This is a genomic window from Halomonas sp. 1513 (assembly GCA_001971685.1).
GTDB lineage: Bacteria > Pseudomonadota > Gammaproteobacteria > Pseudomonadales > Halomonadaceae > Franzmannia.
Genome location: CP019326.1, coordinates 2589723 through 2607928, shown reverse-complemented (window position 1 = coordinate 2607928; position 18206 = coordinate 2589723). Strand labels below are relative to the sequence as shown.

Below are 18206 nucleotides of genomic sequence, written 5' to 3'. Positions count from 1 at the left end.
GGACGAGGATAGGCATGGATTTTTCGCTGTTGCTGGTGGTGGCCGTGGCGGTCACCGGTGTGATCTGGTTGCTGGATGTGGTCTGGTGGGGGCGCGCGCGACGTGCGCGGCTGGCGGCGGTGGAAGCCGAAAACGGCGAGCCCCTCGATGAAGCGTCGCGGCGCAAGCTGGCCCGCGAGCCGTGGCCGGTCGACTATTCGCGCTCGTTCTTTCCAGTGCTGCTTGTAGTGCTGGTGCTGAGAAGCTTCGTGGTCGAGCCGTTTCAGATTCCCTCGGGCTCGATGCGCCCGACCCTGGAGGTGGGCGATTTCATTCTGGTCAACAAGTTCACCTACGGCCTGCGGCTGCCGGTGATCCACACGCGTCTGGTCGAGATGAACGAGCCCGAGCGCGGTGACGTGATGGTGTTCCGTTTTCCCCAGGAGCCGTCGATCAACTTCATCAAGCGCGTGGTGGGGTTGCCGGGCGACAGCATTCGCTACGAAGGCAAGCAGCTCTACGTCAACGGCGAGCGGGTGCCGAACAGTCTGCTCGAGACCGACCCCAGCGAGCAGCCCGGCGAGGAGCTGCTCGAAGAGCTGCTCGGTGCCCAGGCCCACCAGATCTACAACAATCCCCGCGACCCCGGGCCGCAGATGCGCGAACTGGAGGTGCCGGAGGGGCACTATTTCACCATGGGCGACAACCGCGACCACTCCAACGACAGCCGCTACTGGGGGTTCGTGCCCGAGGAGAACATCGTCGGCCAGGCGTTTGCGGTGTGGATGCACTGGGACGGTGGCCTACCCAGCTTCGGCTCGGTGCGGCGCATACACTGACGCCAGGCGACTGCTGGCGCCGTTACGCCTGATGCATGGCGAGATGCCGTGCATCGGGCTATTTATTGTTATCAGGACACAACCAAGAGCAGGAGCTTCGTGAGTAACCCCTTGAATGGTTTCAGCCGCCGGGTCGGCCATGCGTTCGCCGACATTGGCCTGCTGGAGCTGGCCATGACCCACCGCAGCTATGGCGGGCAGAACAATGAGCGCCTCGAGTTTCTCGGCGACTCGATCGTCAACTTCGTCATCGCCGAGGCGCTGTTCCGGCGCTTCCCCGATGCCCGCGAGGGGCAGCTGTCGCGGCTGCGCGCCCAGCTGGTCAAGGGCCAGACCCTGGCCGAGCTGGCCCGCGAGTTCGAGCTCGGCGAATGCTTGCGGCTCGGTTCCGGCGAGATGAAGAGCGGCGGTCATCGGCGCGACTCGATCCTCGCCGACGCCGTCGAGGCGGTGATCGGAGCCATCTATCTGGATGCCGGCATGGACGTGGCCAAGGCGCGGGTGCTGTCGTGGTACGCCCAGCGTCTCGAGGCCATCGACCTGCAGGATACCCAGAAGGATCCCAAGACCCGGCTGCAGGAGTTTCTGCAGTCGCGCCAGTCGTCGTTACCGCGCTATGAAGTACTCTCGGTGGAGGGCGAGGCGCATGCCCAGACCTTCACCATCGAATGCCAGGTGGAGATGCTCGAGGCCGCCACCGTCGGCGTCGGCTCGAGCCGCCGCCATGCCGAGCAGCAGGCCGCCGAGAAGGCGCTGGCGCTGCTCGAACCGCGAGGAGGACGCGCATGACCCAGCGCTGTGGTTTCGTGGCCATCGTCGGCCGTCCCAACGTCGGCAAGTCGACGCTGATGAACCGTATTCTCGGCCAGAAGATTTCCATCACCTCGCGGCGTCCGCAGACCACGCGCCATCAGGTGATGGGGATCAAGACCGAGGGCGACGACCAGGTCATCTACGTCGATACCCCGGGCATGCACATCATGTCCAAGGATCGCAACAAGGCCATCAACCGTTTCATGAACCAGGCCGCCAGCCAGGCGCTGCGCGACGTCGACTGCGTGGTGTTCATCGTCGACCGCACCCGCTGGATGCCCGAAGACCAGGTGGTGCTCGACAAGCTGACCCACGTCAAGGCGCCGGTGATCCTGGCGGTCAACAAGGTCGACTGGCTGGAGGACAAGGCCAGCCTGCTGCCGTGGCTCGAGGAGGTCGGCGCCAAGCGCGACTTCGCGGCGATCCTGCCGCTGTCGGCCAAGCACGGCAGCAACGTGCCGGAGCTCGAGGCCGAGGTCGCCAAGCACCTGCCGGAGAGCATCCACTACTATCCCGATGATCAGGTCACCGACCGTACCCAGCGCTTCCTGGCCGCCGAGCTGGTGCGCGAAAAGGTCATGCGTCAGCTCGGCGACGAGCTGCCGTACCAGATGACGGTGGAGATCGAGGAGTTTCGCGAGACCGACCGCGTCACGCATATCAGCGCGCTGATCCTGGTCGAGCGGCAGGGCCAGAAGAAGATCCTGATCGGCGAGAACGGCGAGCGCATCAAGAGCATCGGCCGCGAGGCGCGTCTCGACATGGAGCGCGCGCTGGGCGGCAAGGTGATGCTCAACCTGTGGGTCAAGGTCAAGCGAGGCTGGTCGGACGACGAGCGTGCGCTGAAGAGCCTGGGCTACCACCTGGACTGAGCGGCGTGCTCGTCTGAGCCTTCCCAAGGACCGATCATGCAGCCCGAACCCGCGTTCCTGCTCCACAAGCGGCCGTACCGCGAGACCAGCGCGCTGGTCGACCTGCTGACGCTGGGTCACGGTCGGGTCAGGGCGGTGGCCCAGGGCGTGCAGCGCCCGGGGAGCCGCTCGCGGGGCCGCCTGCAGCCGTTTGCGCCGCTGCACGTGACCTGGGTCGGCAGTGGCGAGCTCAAGCGGCTGCGGCTGATGGAGAGCACCGGCAGTGCGGCGCTGCTGGCCGGCGAGGGCTTGCTGTGCGGGCTGTATGCCAACGAACTGCTGGCCAGGGTGCTGCCGCTGGAGCTGCCGGGGCGTGAGGTGTTCGCCTTCTACGGCGCCACCCTCGAGGCCCTGCCGCGACCCGAGGTTAGGGCCAGCGCGCTGCGCCGACTGGAGCTGGCGCTGCTCGAGCTGCTGGATGCCGAGCCGCTGTTCCGTGACCTGAGCGATGGCCAGCTCGACCCCCAGCGCCGCTACGTCTACCGCGCCGAGGCGCGCGCCTTCGAGGCGCTCCCGCCGGGTGCCGGGCAGGGGCTCGATGGCCGCACCCTGCGCCTGTTGGCCAGCGGCCAGTGGGAGGCACCGGGGCTGGCCGGCCCTGCCAAGGTCGTGACGCGAGCGGCACTGGCGCCGCTGCTGGGCACTCGACCGCTGCGTTCGCGCGAGCTGATGCAGCGGCTTGCTGCGCGTCGCCACCGCGCGTCATCCTGATCGCCAAACGCTGCCGTCCCGGCAGCGGATGCTCAACCCGTCCAACCGTGGAGACCCATTATGCACGCGCCCCGTATCCAGCTTGGCGTCAATATCGATCATATCGCCACCCTGCGCCAGGCGCGCGGTACCCGCTATCCGGACCCCATCCAGGCTGCCCTGCTGGCCGAGGAGGCCGGTGCCGACGGGATCACCGTGCACCTGCGCGAGGATCGCCGGCATATCCAGGAGCGCGATGTGCGGTTGTTGGCCGAGACCCTCAATACCCGCATGAACCTCGAGATGGCGGTCACCGAGGCGATGATTCGGCTGGCCGAGGAGGTGCGCCCGGCCCACGTCTGCCTGGTGCCGGAGAAGCGCGAGGAGCTGACCACCGAGGGCGGTCTGGACGTGGTTGGCGGTTTCGAGGCGGTGCGGGCCGCCTGCCAGCGGCTGGCCGAGGCCGGCTGCGAGGTGTCGCTGTTCATCGATCCTGATCCGGCCCAGATCGAGGCCGCGGCGCGGGCCGGCGCGCCGGTCATCGAATTGCACACCGGTGCTTACGCCGAGGCCAGCGGCCAGGCGGCGCGTGAGGAGCATGCGCGGATCGCCGCGGCGGCCGAGATGGCCCTCGACCTGGGGCTGACCGTCAACGCCGGGCACGGCCTGCACTACCACAACGTCGAAGCCATCGCGGCGATCGGCGGCATCCATGAGCTCAACATCGGCCATGCGATCATCGCCCGCGCCCTTTTCGTGGGGCTCAAGGAGGCCGTGGCCGAGATGAAGCGGCTGGTGATCGCCGGCCAGGAGGCCGGGCTGCTGGCGGCGCTGGACGAGCACGATCATGACCATGACCATGCACACGGCTGAATCACCATGATCCTGGGAATCGGCAACGACCTGGCGCGTATCGACCGCTTTGCGGCGGGTATGGCGCGCCACGGCGAGCGCTTCGCGCAGCGTCTGCTGGGGCCTGCCGAGCTGGATCGCTATCACCGCCACCCGCAGCCGGCGGCCTTTCTGGCCAAGCGCTTTGCCGCCAAGGAGGCGTTCCTCAAGGCACTCGGCACCGGGCTACGCCACGGCATGCGCTGGACCGAGATCGAGGTCGTCAATGATGCCCTTGGCCGGCCCTCGCTGGTCCTGGCCGGGCGTGCCCGTGCGCAGGCCCAGGCCGCCGGCGTGGTCACCGTTCACCTGTCGCTGTCCGACGACGACGGGCTGGCATTGGCGTTCGTGGTGCTCGAGGGCTGAGCCGTCGGTGCATGCTGTCGACGCCAGTCGGCCAGGCGCGCCATGGCGGCGTAGAGGTCATCGAGCAGCGGCGCCACCCCGTCGAGGCCGCGGCTGCGCAGGCGCGTCTCGAGGGTTTCGGCGAGCAGCGCCAACTGCGGCACGCCGCAGTAGCGGCAGGCGCCGTTGAGGGCATGGATGGCGTCCAGGAAGGCTTCCTCGTTGCCGGCTTGCCAGGCGCGGCGCAGTTCGCTCTCGCTGGCATCGAGGCTGTCGATCAGCAGCAGCAGCGTATCCCAGGCCAGCGCTTCGCGGCCTGCGGCCAGCTGGGTGCCGAGGCTGAGGTCGACCACCGCCAGCTCGTCCTGGGCGGCATGCGGCGTCGGCTCGGCTGGTGCGCTAATCGCCAGGCGTCGCGTCAGCAGCTCGCTCAGCGCCGTGTGATCGACCGGCTTGATCAACACTTCCTGCAGGCCGCTGCTCAGCAGCCGCTGACGCTCCTCCTGCATGGCGTGGGCGGTGACCGCGATCACCGGGCACTCTCCCCAGCGTGCGTCGAGGCGTCGTAGCGCCTGCGTCGTGGCGATGCCGTCCATGCCCGGCAAGCGAATATCCATCAGCACCAGGTCGTAGTGCTCGCCCTGGGCCAGCGCCAGCGCCTCTTCGCCGCTCGCGGCGAGCTGGGTGGAGACGCCGAGGTCTTCGAGCATGGCTTCCAGCAGCCGGCGGTTGGCGCTGTTGTCATCGACCACCAGCAGCCGCGCCGCGCGGGAGGCAGGGGCGGGCGCCGGCAGCGCACGAGGGGCGATCAGGCGCTGGATGCTCGCGGCCAGCGTATGGCGTGACAGCGGCCGGCTGAGCAGCTCTCCGCCAAGCGGCAAGTGCAGGCTGGGGAGCTCCAATGGGCCGGCCTGCACCAGCAGGATGCACGGGCAGCGACTGGCGTTGAGGCACTCCTGCCAGCTGGCCAGGCGCTCAGGCGCCAGGTCCTCGTAGAGCAGGCCGGCAATCAACAGGTCGGGCGGCTGCTCGGCCTGCATGTCGACCAGATGGGCCCCCCACTGCTCGAGCAGGTGGGCAATGGCGTGGCGGGTCGCCGGGTGGGCCTCGTCGAAGGCCACGCGCAGGCCGCCCAGCGCCAGCTCGGGAGCGCGGGGGTCGAGGCGCTGGGCCTGCAGGGGCAGCGTGAAGGTAAAGGTCGACCCGCGGCCAAGCTCGCTTTCGACGCCGATTTCGCCGCCCATCTGTTCGACCAGTTGGCGGCAGATCATCAGCCCCAGCCCGGTGCCGCCGTAGTGTCGGCTATCGCTGGCGCTGGCCTGGCTGAAGGCCTGAAACAGCCGCTGGCAGGCACTCTCGCTGAGGCCGATGCCGGTATCGCTGACGCTGATCCTCAGGGTGACGCGCTGGGTATCGCTGTCGTCGAGCATCACCCTGACGATCACCTCGCCACGCAGGGTGAACTTGATGGCGTTGTGGATCAGGTTGGTGAGCACCTGCTTGATGCGCAGCGGATCGCCCTGCAGCTGCTCGGGCACGTCGTCGTAGACCAGGCCCAGCAGGTGCAGCTGCTTGTGATGGGCCTGGGGTGCCTGCAGGCCGAGCACGTCGTCGACCAGGGCCTGGATGTCGAGATCGACGCTCTCGAGCTCCATCTTGCCGGCCTCGAGCTTGGAGAAGTCGAGGATGTCGTTGATCAGTGCCAGCAGGCTGTCCGAGGCCTTGCTGACGTGGTCGAGCCATTCACGCTGACGCGCGTCCAGCGGCGAGCGCGACAGCAGCTGGCAGAAGCCGATGATGCCGTTGAGCGGGGTGCGGATCTCGTGACTCATGTTGGCCAGGAACTCCGACTTGATGCGATTGGCCTCGAGGGCCCGGCGGTGAGCCATGTCGAGCTCGATATTCTGTATCTCGATGGTCTCCATCGACTCTTGCAGGTCGCGGGTGGTCTGATCGATGTGACGCTGCATGTCCTCGTGGGCGTTCTCGAGATGATCCGACAGGGTGTTGACGCTGGCGGCCAGGCGGCCGAGCTCGGGCGGGCCGTGGCGTGCCAGACGCAGCTGATAGTCGCCGGCGTTGAGGCGCCTCAGCAGCTCCTGGAGCTCCTCGATGGGGCGGTCGATGCGCCGATAGACGATATAGGTGAGCAAGAACAGCAGCAGTCCGGACACCAGCCACACCAGCGCCGCGGCGGTGAGATGGCGGTAGAACGCCAGCGTCAGCGCAGTGGTGTCGACGTTGACGTCGAGATAGCGCGTCTCCTCGGCGCTGGCGAGGGGAAGCACCAGCCGCCAGCCGCCGTCGCGCTCTGCGAGTCGCGGGGCAGAGGCATAGTCGGACAGCGCCGTCTGCTGCTGGCCCAGCTCGAGGAGGGCCGCGCCGGACGCCTCGCGCAGACTGACGGCGCGTACCTCGGGAATGTCCTGCAGGCGCTGGAGCAGGTCGGGCAGCCAGGTCCGGTGATGGTCGAGCAGGGCATGCTCGAGGGCGGGTAGCAGCAGTTCGGCACTGCCCAGGGTGCGCTGTTCGAGCCCTTCACGTCGTGCCTGGCTGTCGTGCAGCAGGGCGAGCAGGGTCAGGGTCAACATCAGTGCCAGCGGCACGACGACCGCCAGCAGCAGCAGTCGGGTTCTGATCGGCATGGCCTTGGATCCGCGCGACAATCGATGCGCGCATTATGCCACACCGCGGGTCCATCCCTGTCACCCACCGACGGGCACGGATATAATCGCTGTATACGCTTTAAGAAGGACGCTTCGCATGCACTTTCCCACGCTCGAGGATGTGGTCGGCAACACCCCCCTGGTCCGCCTGAAGCGCATTGCCGCGGGGCGCAACAACACCCTGCTGGCCAAGCTCGAAGGCAACAACCCGGCCGGCTCGGTCAAGGACCGCCCGGCGCTATCGATGATTCAGCAGGCCGAAGCCCGCGGCGAGATTCGCCCCGGCGACACTCTGATCGAGGCGACCTCGGGCAATACCGGCATCGCGCTGGCCATGGCCGCCGCCATCAAGGGCTACGGCATGACCCTGATCATGCCCGATAACGCCTCCAGCGAACGCAAGCAGGCCATGGCGGCGTTCGGCGCCAAGCTGATCACGGTGTCCAAGGACGCCGGCATGGAAGGCGCCCGCGATCTCGCCGATACCATGATCGCCCGCGGCGAGGGCAAGGCGCTGGATCAGTTCGCCAACCCCGACAACCCGCTGGCACACTTCCGCACCACCGGGCCGGAGCTGTGGCAGCAGACCGACGGCAGCATCACCCATTTCATTAGTTCGATGGGCACCACCGGCACCATCATGGGCGTCTCCGAGTATCTCAAGCAGCAGAACCCGGCGGTGCAGATCGTCGGCCTGCAGCCCGAGGACGGCGCCAGCATCGCCGGCATTCGCCGCTGGCCGGAGGCCTACCTGCCGCGCATCTTCGATGCCAGCCGGGTCGACCGCGTGCTAGACATCGGCCAGCACGAAGCCGAGGTGCACATGCGCCGGCTGGCCCGCGAGGAGGGCATCCTGGCCGGCGTCTCGTCCGGCGGGGCGCTGGCCGGCGCGCTGCGCATCGCCGAGGAGGTCGAGAACGCAGTGATCGCCTTCATCGTCTGCGACCGCGGCGACCGCTACCTGTCCACCGGCCTCTATGCGCCGGAGGCCTGATGGCGATGCTCGGCAAGCGCCGCACGGCGCGCCCCGCCTCGGGCACCTCGGGACTGCAGCAGCGCGACAAGGCGCCGGTGCGCGAAGTCGCCGACGGCGACAGCGTGGTGATCGAACGCCTGGCCCATGACGGACGCGGGGTAGCCCATCGCAGCGATGGCAAGGCGCTGTTCGTCGAGCGCGCCCTGCCGGGGGAGCGCGTTCGGGCGGCGGTGCATCGCCAGCGCAAACGCTACGATGAGGCCCACGTCCGCGAGCTGCTCGAGGCGTCCGAGCAGCGCGTCGCCCCGGCGTGTCGCCACTTCGGCCAGTGCGGCGGCTGCGACCTGCAGCACCTCGACCAAGCCGGCCAGCGCGAGCACAAGCTGGCGGTGCTCGGTGAGCACCTGGCGCGTGAGGGGCTGAGCCTGCCGGCGAACAGCGCGGTACTTGCCGCGCATGGCCATGGCTATCGGCGGCGGGCGCGACTCGGCGTCAAGGTCGACGCCCAGGGCGCGATCCACCTCGGCTTTCGTGCCAAGGGCAGCCATCACCTGCTCGACATCCACCAGTGCACTATTCTGGTGCCGCGACTGGCGGCGCTGCTGGCGCCGCTGCACCACCAGCTGGCGGCCCTGGAGGCGCCGCGCCATGTCGGCCACATCGAACTCATCGACAGCGACGCCGGGGCCACCCTGGTGGTGCGTCAGCTTCGCGAGCACGCCGGCGACCGCGTGCGCTGGCAGGCCTTTGCCGCCGCCCAGGGCGTCAGCCTGGCGTGGTGGCTGGGGCGTGACGACGCCCGGCTCGAATGGCTGAGTGCCGAGCCCGAGCTGTGCTATCGCATCGTGGCCGATGGACGTGAGGTGACCCTGAGGTTCGCCCCGGGAGATTTCGTGCAGGTCAACGCGGCGGTCAATCAGCGTCTCATCGACACGGCCCTGGCATGGCTCGCCCCCGCTCCTGCTGCCCGCGTACTCGACCTCTACGCCGGGGTAGGCAACCTGAGCCTGGCGCTGGCCTGCCGCGGCGGCGAGGTGCTGGGCGTCGAGGGCAATCCGGCGATGGTCGAGCGACTCGCCGCCAACGCCCGGCATAACGCCCTGGATAACGTCACTGCTCGCCAAGCCGACCTGACCCAGGCCGCCGCGGTGCGCGAGGTGCTGGCCTGGGGGCCGAGCCTGGTGGTGCTCGACCCGCCGCGGGACGGTGCCGACACCCTGTGTGCCGAGCTGGCCGACAGCGGCGTGCCGCAGCTGCTCTACATCGCCTGCGATCCGGCCACCCTGGCCCGCGATGCGGCACGCCTTGTGCAAGGTGGTTATCGAATGACTCGCGCGGCCGTGGCCGACATGTTCGCGCAGACTGCTCATCTGGAAGCCATGCTGCTATTCGAACGCGGCGGATGAGCCACCCAACGAGAGGAACGCAACCCCATGGTGAAGGTGCGTGAAGACCAGCCGCTGACCGCCGACGGGGCGGTCGACATACCACAATGGCTGGCCCGCCTGCAGGAGGATGTCACCCTGCGTGACGTGGGCGAGATGCGCGAAGCCTGTGAGCTCGCCGACCGCCTGGCCAGGGACGCCGAGCGTCCGCACAAGGCGTGGCTGGCCGACGGCTCGAGTTTTCGCATGGGCCTGGAGATGGCCGATATCCTCGGCGAGCTCACCCTCGATCAGGAGGTGCTCGAGGCGGCGGTGCTCTACCGCGCGGTGCGCGAAGGACTGATCGGCATCGAGGCGGTGGCCAAGCGCTTCGGTGGCGAGGTGGCCGGGCTGATCGACGGCGTATTGCAGATGGCGGCGATCAGCCACCAGACGCCGAGCCACGGCATGACCCAGCATGACCAGCAGGACAACCTGCGCAAGATGCTGGTGACCATGATCGACGACGTGCGCGTGGCGCTGATCAAGATCGCCGAGCGCACCTGTGCGCTGCGCCAGGTCAAGGATGCCACCCGCGACAAGCGGCTGCGGGTGGCCCGTGAAGTGTTCGACATCTACGCGCCGCTGGCCCACCGGCTGGGCATCGGCCATCTCAAGTGGGAGCTCGAGGATCTCTCCTTCCGCTATCTGCACGAGGACGACTACAAGTCGATCGCCAAGCAGCTGGCCGAGAAGCGCCTCGACCGCGACCGCTATATCCACGAAGTGGTCGAGACCCTCAAGGGGCTGCTCGAGGCCCAGGGCATCTCGCGCACCCAGGTCGACGGCCGCGCCAAGCATATCTATTCGATCTGGCGCAAGATGAAGCGCAAGCGCATCGATTTCTCGCAGGTCTACGACGTGCGCGCGGTGCGTATCCTGGTGCCCGAGGTGGCCGACTGCTACACCGCGCTGGGTATCGTCCACTCGCGCTGGCACCACGTGCCCAACGAGTTCGACGACTATATCGCCAACCCCAAGAAGAACGGCTACCAGTCGCTGCACACCGCGGTGCTGGGGCCCGAGAACAAGGTGCTGGAGATCCAGATTCGCACCTTCGCCATGCACGAGGAGGCCGAGCTCGGGGTATGCGCCCACTGGCGCTACAAGGGCCACGACACCAAGGCCAAGAGTTCGAGCTACGAAGAGAAGATCGCCTGGCTGCGCCAGGTGCTCGAGTGGCAGGACGAGGTCGGCGACTTCGGTGATCTGCGCGAGGGGCTGAACAGCGACGTGGCCCCGGACCGCATCTATGTGTTCACCCCCGACGGCCACGTCATCGACCTGCCCAAGGTCGCCACGCCCATCGATTTCGCCTACCGCGTGCATACCGAGATCGGCCATCGCTGCCGCGGCGCCAAGGTCAATGGACGCATCGTGCCGCTGACCTACAAGCTCAAGACCGGCCAGCAGGTCGAGATCCTCACCGCCACCAAGGGTGGCCCCAGCCGCGACTGGATCAACCCCTCGCTGGGCTTCGTGCGCACCTCCCGGGCGCGGGCCAAGATCCAGGCCTGGTTCAAGCAGCAGGCGCGCAGCCAGAACCTCGAAGAGGGCAAGGCGCTGTTCGACAAGGAGATGAAGCGCCTCGACGTCGAGGACATGGATCTCCTCACCCTGGCGCGCAAGGTCAACTACACCAGCGTCGAGGACATGTACGCCGCCCTCGGTGCGGGCGACCTGCGCATCGGCCAGGTGCTCCACCAGGCCCAGCAGCTGTTCGGCGAGTCGGATGACCAGGAGCAGCTCGACCGGCTGCTGGCCAAGCCGCGGCGCGCCGCGAGCAAGAGTGACGGCGATGCGATCACCGTGCTCGGGGTCGGCAACCTCAAGACCAGCATGGCCAACTGCTGCCACCCGGTGCCCGGCGAGCCGATCGTCGGCTTCATCACCCAGGGGCGCGGCGTGACCGTGCACCGCCAGGACTGCCCCAACATCCTGCAACTGCGCCTCGACGAGCCGCAGCGGGTGATCGAGGTGGAGTGGGGCGAGCGGGCACGCACCCAGTATCCGGTGGATATCGAGATCGAGGCCTGGGACCGTTCCGGGCTGCTGCGCGACGTCACCGGGGTGCTCAGCAACGACCGGGTCAACGTGCTGTCGGTGAACACCCTCACCGATCAGGACGACGGCATCGCGCGGATGTCGATCACCGTCGAGGTCGACGGCCTGGAGACCCTCGGCCGGCTATTCTCGCGCATTCAGCAGCTGCCCAATGTGATCGACGTCAAGCGCCTGCGCAGCGGTGGCAAGCCGCGCCACGGGCGCCAGCGGAGGCCGCAGCCATGAGCCTGCCACGCTACGATCTGGACGATCTGCTGAGCCTGATGGCGGTGCTGCGCGACCCGCAGCAGGGCTGTCCCTGGGACCTCCAGCAGGACTGGGACAGCATCGTCCCGCACACCCTGGAAGAGGCCTACGAGGTCGCCGACGCCATCGAGCGGCGCGCCTTCGACGAGCTGCCCGGCGAGCTCGGCGACCTGCTGTTCCAGGTGGTCTACTACGCCCGCTTCGGCGCCGAGCAGGGGCGTTTCGACTTCCACGACGTGGTGCATACCCTGACCGCCAAGATGCTACAGCGGCATCCCCACGTCTTCCCCGACGGCAGCCTGGCATCGCGGCGCCCTGCCGGGGTGAGCGCCGAGCAGGTCCAGACCCGCCAGGTCAACAGCCGCTGGGAGTCGCTCAAGGCCGAGGAGCGCGCCGCCCGCGCCGATGGCGCGGCAAGCGTCTCGGTGCTCGACGACGTGCCGCGCACGCTGCCGGCGCTATCGCGGGCCGCCAAGCTCTCCAAGCGCGCCGCACGGGTCGGCTTCGACTGGCCCGACAGCCGCGGGGTGATCGACAAGATCCGTGAGGAGCTGGCCGAGGTCGAGGAGGCGCTGGACGCCGGCGACCGCGACCACGCCGCCGAAGAAGTCGGCGACCTGCTGTTCGCGGTGACCAACCTGGCGCGGACCCTCAAGGCCGATCCCGAGCAGTGCCTGCGTGCCACCAATGCCAAGTTCGAGCGCCGCTTTCGCCACGTCGAGGCCGCCCTGGCCACGCGCGGCCAGCAGCCGGCGTCGGTGACGCTCGACGAAATGGAGGCGCACTGGCAAGACGCCAAGCGCCACGAAGCTACCCCTGATGACCGCAAGGAGGGCGCCGCCCATGAGTGATGATCTCCACGAATCGCTGCGTGACAACGTGCGTGTGCTGGGCGACAGCCTGGGGCGCACCATTGCCGACGACCAGGGCAGCGCCTTCGTCGACAAGATCGAGACCATCCGCGGCTTCGCCAAGCGCGGCCGCCAGGGCGACCAGCCCAGCCGCCGCGAGCTGATCGAGTTCCTGCGCAAGCTGCCCGACCGCGACCTGCTGCCGGTGACCCGCGCCTTCAACCAGTTTCTCAACCTGGCCAATATCGCCGAGCAGCACTACCGCGCCCGCTACCGCCGGGTCGAGGACTACAAGCCGGGCTCGCAGCCGGTGCTCGGCGAATTGCTGCGCCGCGCCGAGGCCGAAGGGCACGCGCCGCGCAAGCTGGTCGAGACCCTGGCCGGAATGCGCGTCGAGCTGGTGCTCACCGCCCATCCCACCGAGGTCATACGGCGCACCCTGATCCAGAAGTACGACGCCATCGACGACTGCCTGTCGGTGATCGAGACGGCGGCAGACTATCCCGAGCAGTCGAGCCGCGCCCACGGCCGCCTCGAGGAGCTGATCAGCCAGGCCTGGCATACCGACGAGATTCGCCACGAGCGTCCCACCCCGGTGGACGAGGCCAAGTGGGGCTTTGCGGTGATCGAGAACTCGCTGTGGCAGGCGGTGCCCGACTTCCATCGCGACCTCGATAGCCTGCTGCTGGAAACCGCCGGCGAACGCTTGCCGCTAGACGCCGCGCCGCTGCGCTTCGCCTCGTGGATGGGCGGCGACCGCGACGGCAATCCCAATGTGACGGCCAAGGTCACCCGCGAGGTGCTGCTGCTGGGCCGCTGGATGGCCGCCGATCTGTATCTCCGCGACCTCGAGCAGCTCAAGGCCGAGCTGTCGATGTGGAAGGCCAACAGTGCGCTCAAGGCCGAGGTGGGTGACGAGGCCGAGCCCTATCGGGCACTGCTCAAGCGCCTATCCACGCGGGTCGAGGCGACCCGCGACTGGGCCAAGGCGTGCCTCGACGGGCGCAGCCATGAGGGCGGGCAGATCATCGAGACCCGTGACCAGCTCTATTCACCGCTGCTGGCCTGCTACCGCTCGCTATGCGACGTCGGGCTCGACACCATCGCCAACGGCACCCTGCTGGATACCCTGCGCCGGGTGGCGGTGTTCGGCGTCACCCTGACCAAGCTCGACGTGCGTCAGGAGGCGAGTCGCCACAGCCAGGTCTTCGAGGAGCTCACCGACTTCCTCGAACTGGGCCACTACCGCGAGTGGGACGAGCAGCAGCGCCAGGATTTCCTGCTCGCTGAACTCGAATCCCGCCGCCCGCTGATCCCGCGCCGCTGGGAGTGCTCCACCGAGACCCGCGAGGTGATCGACACCTTCCGGGTCATCGCCCGGGAGCAGCGCGAGGCGCTGGGCACCTACATCATCTCGATGGCGGCGCAGCCCTCCGACGTGCTGGCCGTGGCGCTGCTGATGCAGGAGGTCGGCGGCGACGTGCGGCTGCCCATCGCGCCGCTGTTCGAGACCCTCGATGACCTCAACCGTGCCGGCGACGTGATCGACCGGCTGCTGGCGCTGCCCGGCTATCGACGCCTGGTGGGGGATAGCCAGGAGGTGATGATCGGCTACTCCGACTCGGCCAAGGACGCCGGCCAGCTGGCCGCCGCCTGGGCCCAGTATCGCGCCCAGGAGACCCTGGTCGAGGTCTGCGAGGAGCACGCCGTGGACCTGACGCTGTTCCACGGCCGCGGCGGCACCGTCGGCCGCGGCGGCGGCCCGGCCCATGCGGCGATCCTCTCCCAGCCGCCGGGTTCGGTGAACGGCAGCCTGCGGGTCACCGAGCAGGGCGAGATGATTCGCTTCAAGTTCGGTCAGCCGGAGATCGCGCTGCGTTCGATGGAGATCTACGCCTGCGCGGTGCTCGAGGCGACCCTGCTGCCGCCACCGGCGCCCAAGCCGCAGTGGCGCGAGGAGATGGACCGCCTGGCCGAGATCGCTCACCGCGGCTACGTCGGGGTGGTGCGCGAGGATCCCGACTTCGTGCCCTATTTCCGCGCGGTGACGCCGGAGGGCGCGCTGGGGCGGCTGCCGCTCGGCTCACGGCCCACCAAGCGGCGCCAGGACGGCGGCGTCGAGACGCTGCGTGCGATTCCGTGGATCTTCGCCTGGACCCAGACCCGCCTGATGCTGCCGGCCTGGCTGGGCAGCGGCGATGCCTTCATTACCCGGCTGGAAGAGGAGGGCGGCCTCGAGCGGCTGCGCGAGATGCGTCGCGAATGGCCGTTCTTCGGTACCTACCTCGACATGCTCGAGATGCTGCTGGCCAAGGGCGACGTCGAGATCACCGCCTACTACGAGCGGCGCCTGGTCGACGAGCCGGCGCTGCTGGCGCTGGGCATGAACCTGCGCGAGCGTTTCACCCGGCTGCAGGGCGTGCTGCTGGAGATCCTCGACCAGCAGGCGCTGCTCGAGAACACCCCGCTGATCCGTCAGGCGATCGAGGTGCGCAACCCCTATATCGACCCGCTGCACGGCCTGCAGGCCGAACTGCTGCAGCGTAACCGCGACGCCGACGGGGCGATCAGCCCCGAGTTGTCGCGGGCGCTGATGGTGACCATGGCGGGGATCGCCGCCGGACTGCGCAATACCGGCTAGGCGGCGGCCTGCTCAGGGCATGGCGGCGTAGAGTGCCGCCAGCTTGGGCGCGGCGATCCGGTGCCGGCGGGCGGCGGCGAGCAGCGGGCCGAGGATCGCCTCGCGCTCGGTGGGCCGGCCGGCGAGCACGTCCTGGAGCATCGAGGCGCGGTTGTTGGCGGTGCCCTCGATGACTCGCCACACCCGGTCGTGCCAGCCCTCGGCGGGGGGCGCAATGCCCTCCGCTGCCATTATCGCCACGAGTTCGTCGAGCAGCGCCTCGACCAGCGGCCGAAACGGCCGGTCGCGCAGTTGGCCGTTGCGAATCCGCCAGCGCGCCACCAGCGGGTTGATGGCGGCATTGACCGCCAGCTTGTGCCACAGCCGGGTACGAATGTCGCTCACCGCTCGGCAGCGCAGGCCGGCGTGGCTGAGCAGCGCGGCCAACTGCTCGGCGAGGTCGGCATGCGCACCGTCGAGGTGGCCGAGGAAGGTCTCACCGTGGCCGGCATGCACCACGCCATCAGTCGTCACATAGGCCCCCTCGCTGGTGGTGGCGCAGAGTACCGGGCCGCTCCAGCGCCGGGTCAGGGTGCGCTGCACGCCGTAGCCGTTCTGCCACAGTACCAGCGGGGTGGCGGGGTCGAGTTTGCGGGCCACGCTCTCCAGTGCCGCCTCGCCGTCATACGCCTTGGTGGTGAGATGCAGGGTGCCGCGAAACGGCGCACTCAGGCTGGCTGGCGTGGCGCCGGGCAGCTGGCGCACCAGTGTGTGACTCTCGGGGCTGGTCAGCGTCAGCTCGGCGGGCGGTGCGCGGCGCCCGAGCAGGGTCACCGGCGCCACGCCGGCGAGGCGCACGGCCAGCAGCCGCCCGAGTGAGCCGGGGCCGACGATCAGCTGTGGCGAGGTCACTGGCTTCCTCCGCCGGTCTTGCCGCGACGCCGCCGGCTGGTCTTGCCAGCGGCGGCGTTGCTGCCGCGGCGCCGCGCCGACGGCTTGCGGCCGCCACGCCGCGGGGCTGGCGCCTCGACGCCCTGGGCGCTGCCCAGCGCCTGGCGCATGCGCTCGGCGTCGGCGGCGTCGAGCAGGCTGCGCAGGTCGCCGAGCAGCGCGTCGAGGAACGCCTGTTCGCTATCATCGGCCTCGGCGATGCGGCTCAGCCGCTGCTCCCACAGCGCGGTGCGCTCGGGGCGCGTGGCCGGGTCGGGCAGCGAGGCGATCAGCGCGTGGCCGGTGCGGCTGGCGCGCAGGGCACTCTTGACGCGCACCAGGTAGCCGCGCTCGAGCAGCGTCTCGATGATGCCGGCGCGGGTCGCTTCGGTACCCAGGCCGTCCGACTCGCGCAGCGTGCGCTTGACGTCCGGGTCGTCGACATAGCGGCCGATGTTCATCATCGCCTTGATCAGGCTGGCGTCGTTGAAGGGCTCCGGCGGGCGCGTCTCGCGGTCCTCGACCGCGGCGGCGGTGACCCGCGCCGGCTCGCCGCGCACCAGCGTGGGCAGCGGCGGGGGCTCGTCGCGGGTCGTGAACAGCGGCTTCCAGCCGGCCACCAGCACCTCGCTGCCGCTGGCCGCAAAGCGCTCGCCGAGCACCTCGAAGCAGGCCTTGACCTCGCGGGTCTCGAGGTGGGCGTGAAACTGCGCCAGCACGTTGCGTACCACCAGCCGGTAGACATTGGCCTCCGGCGCCGAAAGGCGGCTCATGTCGGGGACCTTGCCGGTGGGCGCCAGGGCGTGGTGGGCGCCCACCTTGGCATCGTCGAAGGCGCGGCCGCGGCGCGTGAAGTCGGCGCCGTGGCACCACTCGGCCAGCGTGGCATCGGCCCGGCACAGCGTCGGTAGCGCGCTGGCCAGCGCTGCATGGTGGCCGCGCGGCAGGTAGCGGCAGTCCGAGCGCGGGTAGGTGATCAGGGTGTGCCGCTCGTAGAGCGCCTGGCAGGTGTCCAGCACCTGCTTGGCCGAGTACTTGTAGCGCCGCGCGGCATCCACCTGCAGCGCCGACAGCGAGTAGGGCAGCGGCGGCGCCTGGCGCTTGTCGCGGCTGTCGAGTTCGCTGAGCCGGCCTTCGGCGCCGGGCAGCCGGGCGGCCAGGTCGGCAGCCGGCGCGCGGGCCAGCAACCGGCCCTGGTCGTCGAGGGGGTGCTGTTCGCCGGGCTGCCACCAGGCGCGGACCTGGCCGTGGGCGACGGCGAAATCGGCCCATAGCACGTGGAAGGGGCGCGGCGTGAAGTCGGCGATCTCGCGGTCGCGGCGTACCACCAGGCCGAGCACCGGGGTCTGTACCCGGCCCACCGAGAGCACCCCGTCGTGGCCGGCCTGGCGCCCGGTCAGGGTCCAGGCGCGGGTCAGATTGATACCGTACAGCCAGTCGGCCCGGGCGCGGGTCTCAGCGGCACGGTAGAGTGGCTGGTAGCGGGCGTTGTCCTCGAGCCGGCCGAGGGCCTTGGCCACTGCGGGGCGGTTGAGGTCGCTGATCAGCAGGCGCTTGACCGGCCCGCGCCAGCGCAGGTGCTCGATCACTTCCTGGACCAGCAGCTGGCCTTCGCGATCCGGGTCGCCGGCGTGGACCACCTCGCTTGCCGCCTTGAGCAGGCGGCGAATTACCGCCAGCTGGCCGCGCGCCTTGGGGCGCGGCATCAGCTGCCAGGGCGACGGCACGATCGGTAGGTGGTCGAGGCGCCACTGCTTGTAGCGCGGGTCGTAGGCGTCGGGCGGGGCCTGTTCGAGCAGATGGCCGAAACACCAGGTGACGGTGGTGTCGCCGACCTCGATGCTACCTTCGACGCTGCGGCGCTTGCCGGGCAGGGCGTCGGCGATGGCCCTGGCCAGGCTGGGTTTTTCGGCAATGATCAGGCGCATGACATGGCTCACGAACTCGGTAGTGGATATTCT

Annotated in this window: 14 protein-coding genes; 11 read left to right on the top strand and 3 right to left on the bottom strand. The window is 69.1% G+C overall.

Going from position 1 to position 18206, the window contains the following annotated elements:
- Positions 1-14 precede the first annotated feature (14 nt).
- The 6 genes from BWR19_11775 to BWR19_11750 all read left to right on the top strand — a co-directional run bounded on the left by BWR19_11775 (position 15) and on the right by BWR19_11750 (position 4489).
- The gene (locus tag BWR19_11775; protein ID APX93558.1) at positions 15-818 is read left to right on the top strand and encodes a signal peptidase I; all 804 of its coding nucleotides are present in this window, start codon (positions 15-17) and stop codon (positions 816-818) included.
- Between the two features lie 99 nt (positions 819-917).
- On the top strand, positions 918-1607 hold the full coding sequence (locus tag BWR19_11770; GenBank protein APX93557.1) for a ribonuclease III: 690 nt from the start codon (positions 918-920) through the stop codon (positions 1605-1607).
- On the top strand, positions 1604-2503 hold the full coding sequence (locus tag BWR19_11765) for a GTPase Era (GenBank protein APX93556.1): 900 nt from the start codon (positions 1604-1606) through the stop codon (positions 2501-2503). Before BWR19_11770 ends, BWR19_11765 begins: the two co-directional genes overlap by 4 nt.
- A 36-nt stretch (positions 2504-2539) precedes the next feature.
- Complete coding sequence (locus tag BWR19_11760) at positions 2540-3253, top strand: DNA repair protein RecO (protein APX93555.1); 714 nt, start codon at positions 2540-2542, stop codon at positions 3251-3253.
- Between the two features lie 60 nt (positions 3254-3313).
- Positions 3314-4105, top strand: a complete 792-nt coding sequence (locus tag BWR19_11755; GenBank protein ID APX93554.1) for a pyridoxine 5'-phosphate synthase — start codon at positions 3314-3316, stop codon at positions 4103-4105.
- Positions 4106-4111: 6 nt separating this feature from the next.
- Entirely contained in the window at positions 4112-4489 is a 378-nt protein-coding gene (locus BWR19_11750; GenBank protein ID APX93553.1) for a holo-ACP synthase, read from the top strand.
- Here BWR19_11750 and BWR19_11745 read toward each other — a convergent pair.
- Positions 4429-7113, bottom strand: coding sequence for a hypothetical protein (locus BWR19_11745; protein APX93552.1), 2685 nt, complete (start codon positions 7111-7113; stop codon positions 4429-4431). The two genes, BWR19_11750 and BWR19_11745, sit on opposite strands and share 61 nt — an antisense overlap.
- Positions 7114-7231: 118 nt before the next feature.
- On the opposite strand from BWR19_11745, the gene BWR19_11740 reads away from it, so the two are divergent.
- The 5 genes from BWR19_11740 to BWR19_11720 are packed head-to-tail and all read left to right on the top strand — an operon-like array spanning position 7232 to position 15336.
- Complete coding sequence (locus BWR19_11740) at positions 7232-8128, top strand: cysteine synthase B (GenBank protein ID APX93551.1); 897 nt, start codon at positions 7232-7234, stop codon at positions 8126-8128.
- A complete protein-coding gene (locus BWR19_11735) occupies positions 8128-9516 on the top strand; it encodes a 23S rRNA (uracil(1939)-C(5))-methyltransferase (GenBank protein APX93550.1) in 1389 nt (462 codons plus the stop codon). Before BWR19_11740 ends, BWR19_11735 begins: the two co-directional genes overlap by 1 nt.
- 27 nt (positions 9517-9543) lie before the next feature.
- A complete protein-coding gene (locus BWR19_11730) occupies positions 9544-11823 on the top strand; it encodes a GTP diphosphokinase (protein ID APX93549.1) in 2280 nt (759 codons plus the stop codon).
- Positions 11820-12695 carry a nucleoside triphosphate pyrophosphohydrolase gene (locus BWR19_11725; protein APX93548.1) on the top strand — a complete coding sequence of 292 codons (876 nt, stop codon included), beginning with the start codon at positions 11820-11822 and terminating at the stop codon, positions 12693-12695. Before BWR19_11730 ends, BWR19_11725 begins: the two co-directional genes overlap by 4 nt.
- Positions 12688-15336 (top strand): phosphoenolpyruvate carboxylase, encoded by a 2649-nt coding sequence (locus tag BWR19_11720; GenBank protein ID APX93547.1) that lies wholly within the window; start codon positions 12688-12690, stop codon positions 15334-15336. The genes BWR19_11725 and BWR19_11720 overlap by 8 nt, the downstream gene beginning before the upstream one ends.
- Positions 15337-15348: 12 nt before the next feature.
- Here BWR19_11720 and BWR19_11715 read toward each other — a convergent pair whose 3' ends face one another.
- Positions 15349-16227 carry a 2-dehydropantoate 2-reductase gene (locus BWR19_11715; GenBank protein ID APX93546.1) on the bottom strand — a complete coding sequence of 293 codons (879 nt, stop codon included), beginning with the start codon at positions 16225-16227 and terminating at the stop codon, positions 15349-15351.
- Complete coding sequence (locus BWR19_11710) at positions 16224-18173, bottom strand: DNA topoisomerase III (GenBank protein APX93545.1); 1950 nt, start codon at positions 18171-18173, stop codon at positions 16224-16226. The genes BWR19_11715 and BWR19_11710 overlap by 4 nt, the downstream gene beginning before the upstream one ends.
- Between the last annotated feature and the right edge of the window lie 33 nt (positions 18174-18206).

Coding starts and splice junctions, on each gene's coding strand:
- BWR19_11725 (APX93548.1), top strand. CDS start 11,820: ATGAGCCTGCCACGCTACGATCTGGACGATCTGCTGAGCCTGATGGCG.
- BWR19_11755 (APX93554.1), top strand. CDS start 3,314: ATGCACGCGCCCCGTATCCAGCTTGGCGTCAATATCGATCATATCGCC.
- BWR19_11720 (APX93547.1), top strand. CDS start 12,688: ATGAGTGATGATCTCCACGAATCGCTGCGTGACAACGTGCGTGTGCTG.
- BWR19_11750 (APX93553.1), top strand. CDS start 4,112: ATGATCCTGGGAATCGGCAACGACCTGGCGCGTATCGACCGCTTTGCG.
- BWR19_11745 (APX93552.1), bottom strand. CDS start 7,113: ATGCCGATCAGAACCCGACTGCTGCTGCTGGCGGTCGTCGTGCCGCTG.
- BWR19_11710 (APX93545.1), bottom strand. CDS start 18,173: ATGCGCCTGATCATTGCCGAAAAACCCAGCCTGGCCAGGGCCATCGCC.
- BWR19_11735 (APX93550.1), top strand. CDS start 8,128: ATGGCGATGCTCGGCAAGCGCCGCACGGCGCGCCCCGCCTCGGGCACC.
- BWR19_11730 (APX93549.1), top strand. CDS start 9,544: ATGGTGAAGGTGCGTGAAGACCAGCCGCTGACCGCCGACGGGGCGGTC.
- BWR19_11775 (APX93558.1), top strand. CDS start 15: ATGGATTTTTCGCTGTTGCTGGTGGTGGCCGTGGCGGTCACCGGTGTG.
- BWR19_11740 (APX93551.1), top strand. CDS start 7,232: ATGCACTTTCCCACGCTCGAGGATGTGGTCGGCAACACCCCCCTGGTC.
- BWR19_11760 (APX93555.1), top strand. CDS start 2,540: ATGCAGCCCGAACCCGCGTTCCTGCTCCACAAGCGGCCGTACCGCGAG.
- BWR19_11765 (APX93556.1), top strand. CDS start 1,604: ATGACCCAGCGCTGTGGTTTCGTGGCCATCGTCGGCCGTCCCAACGTC.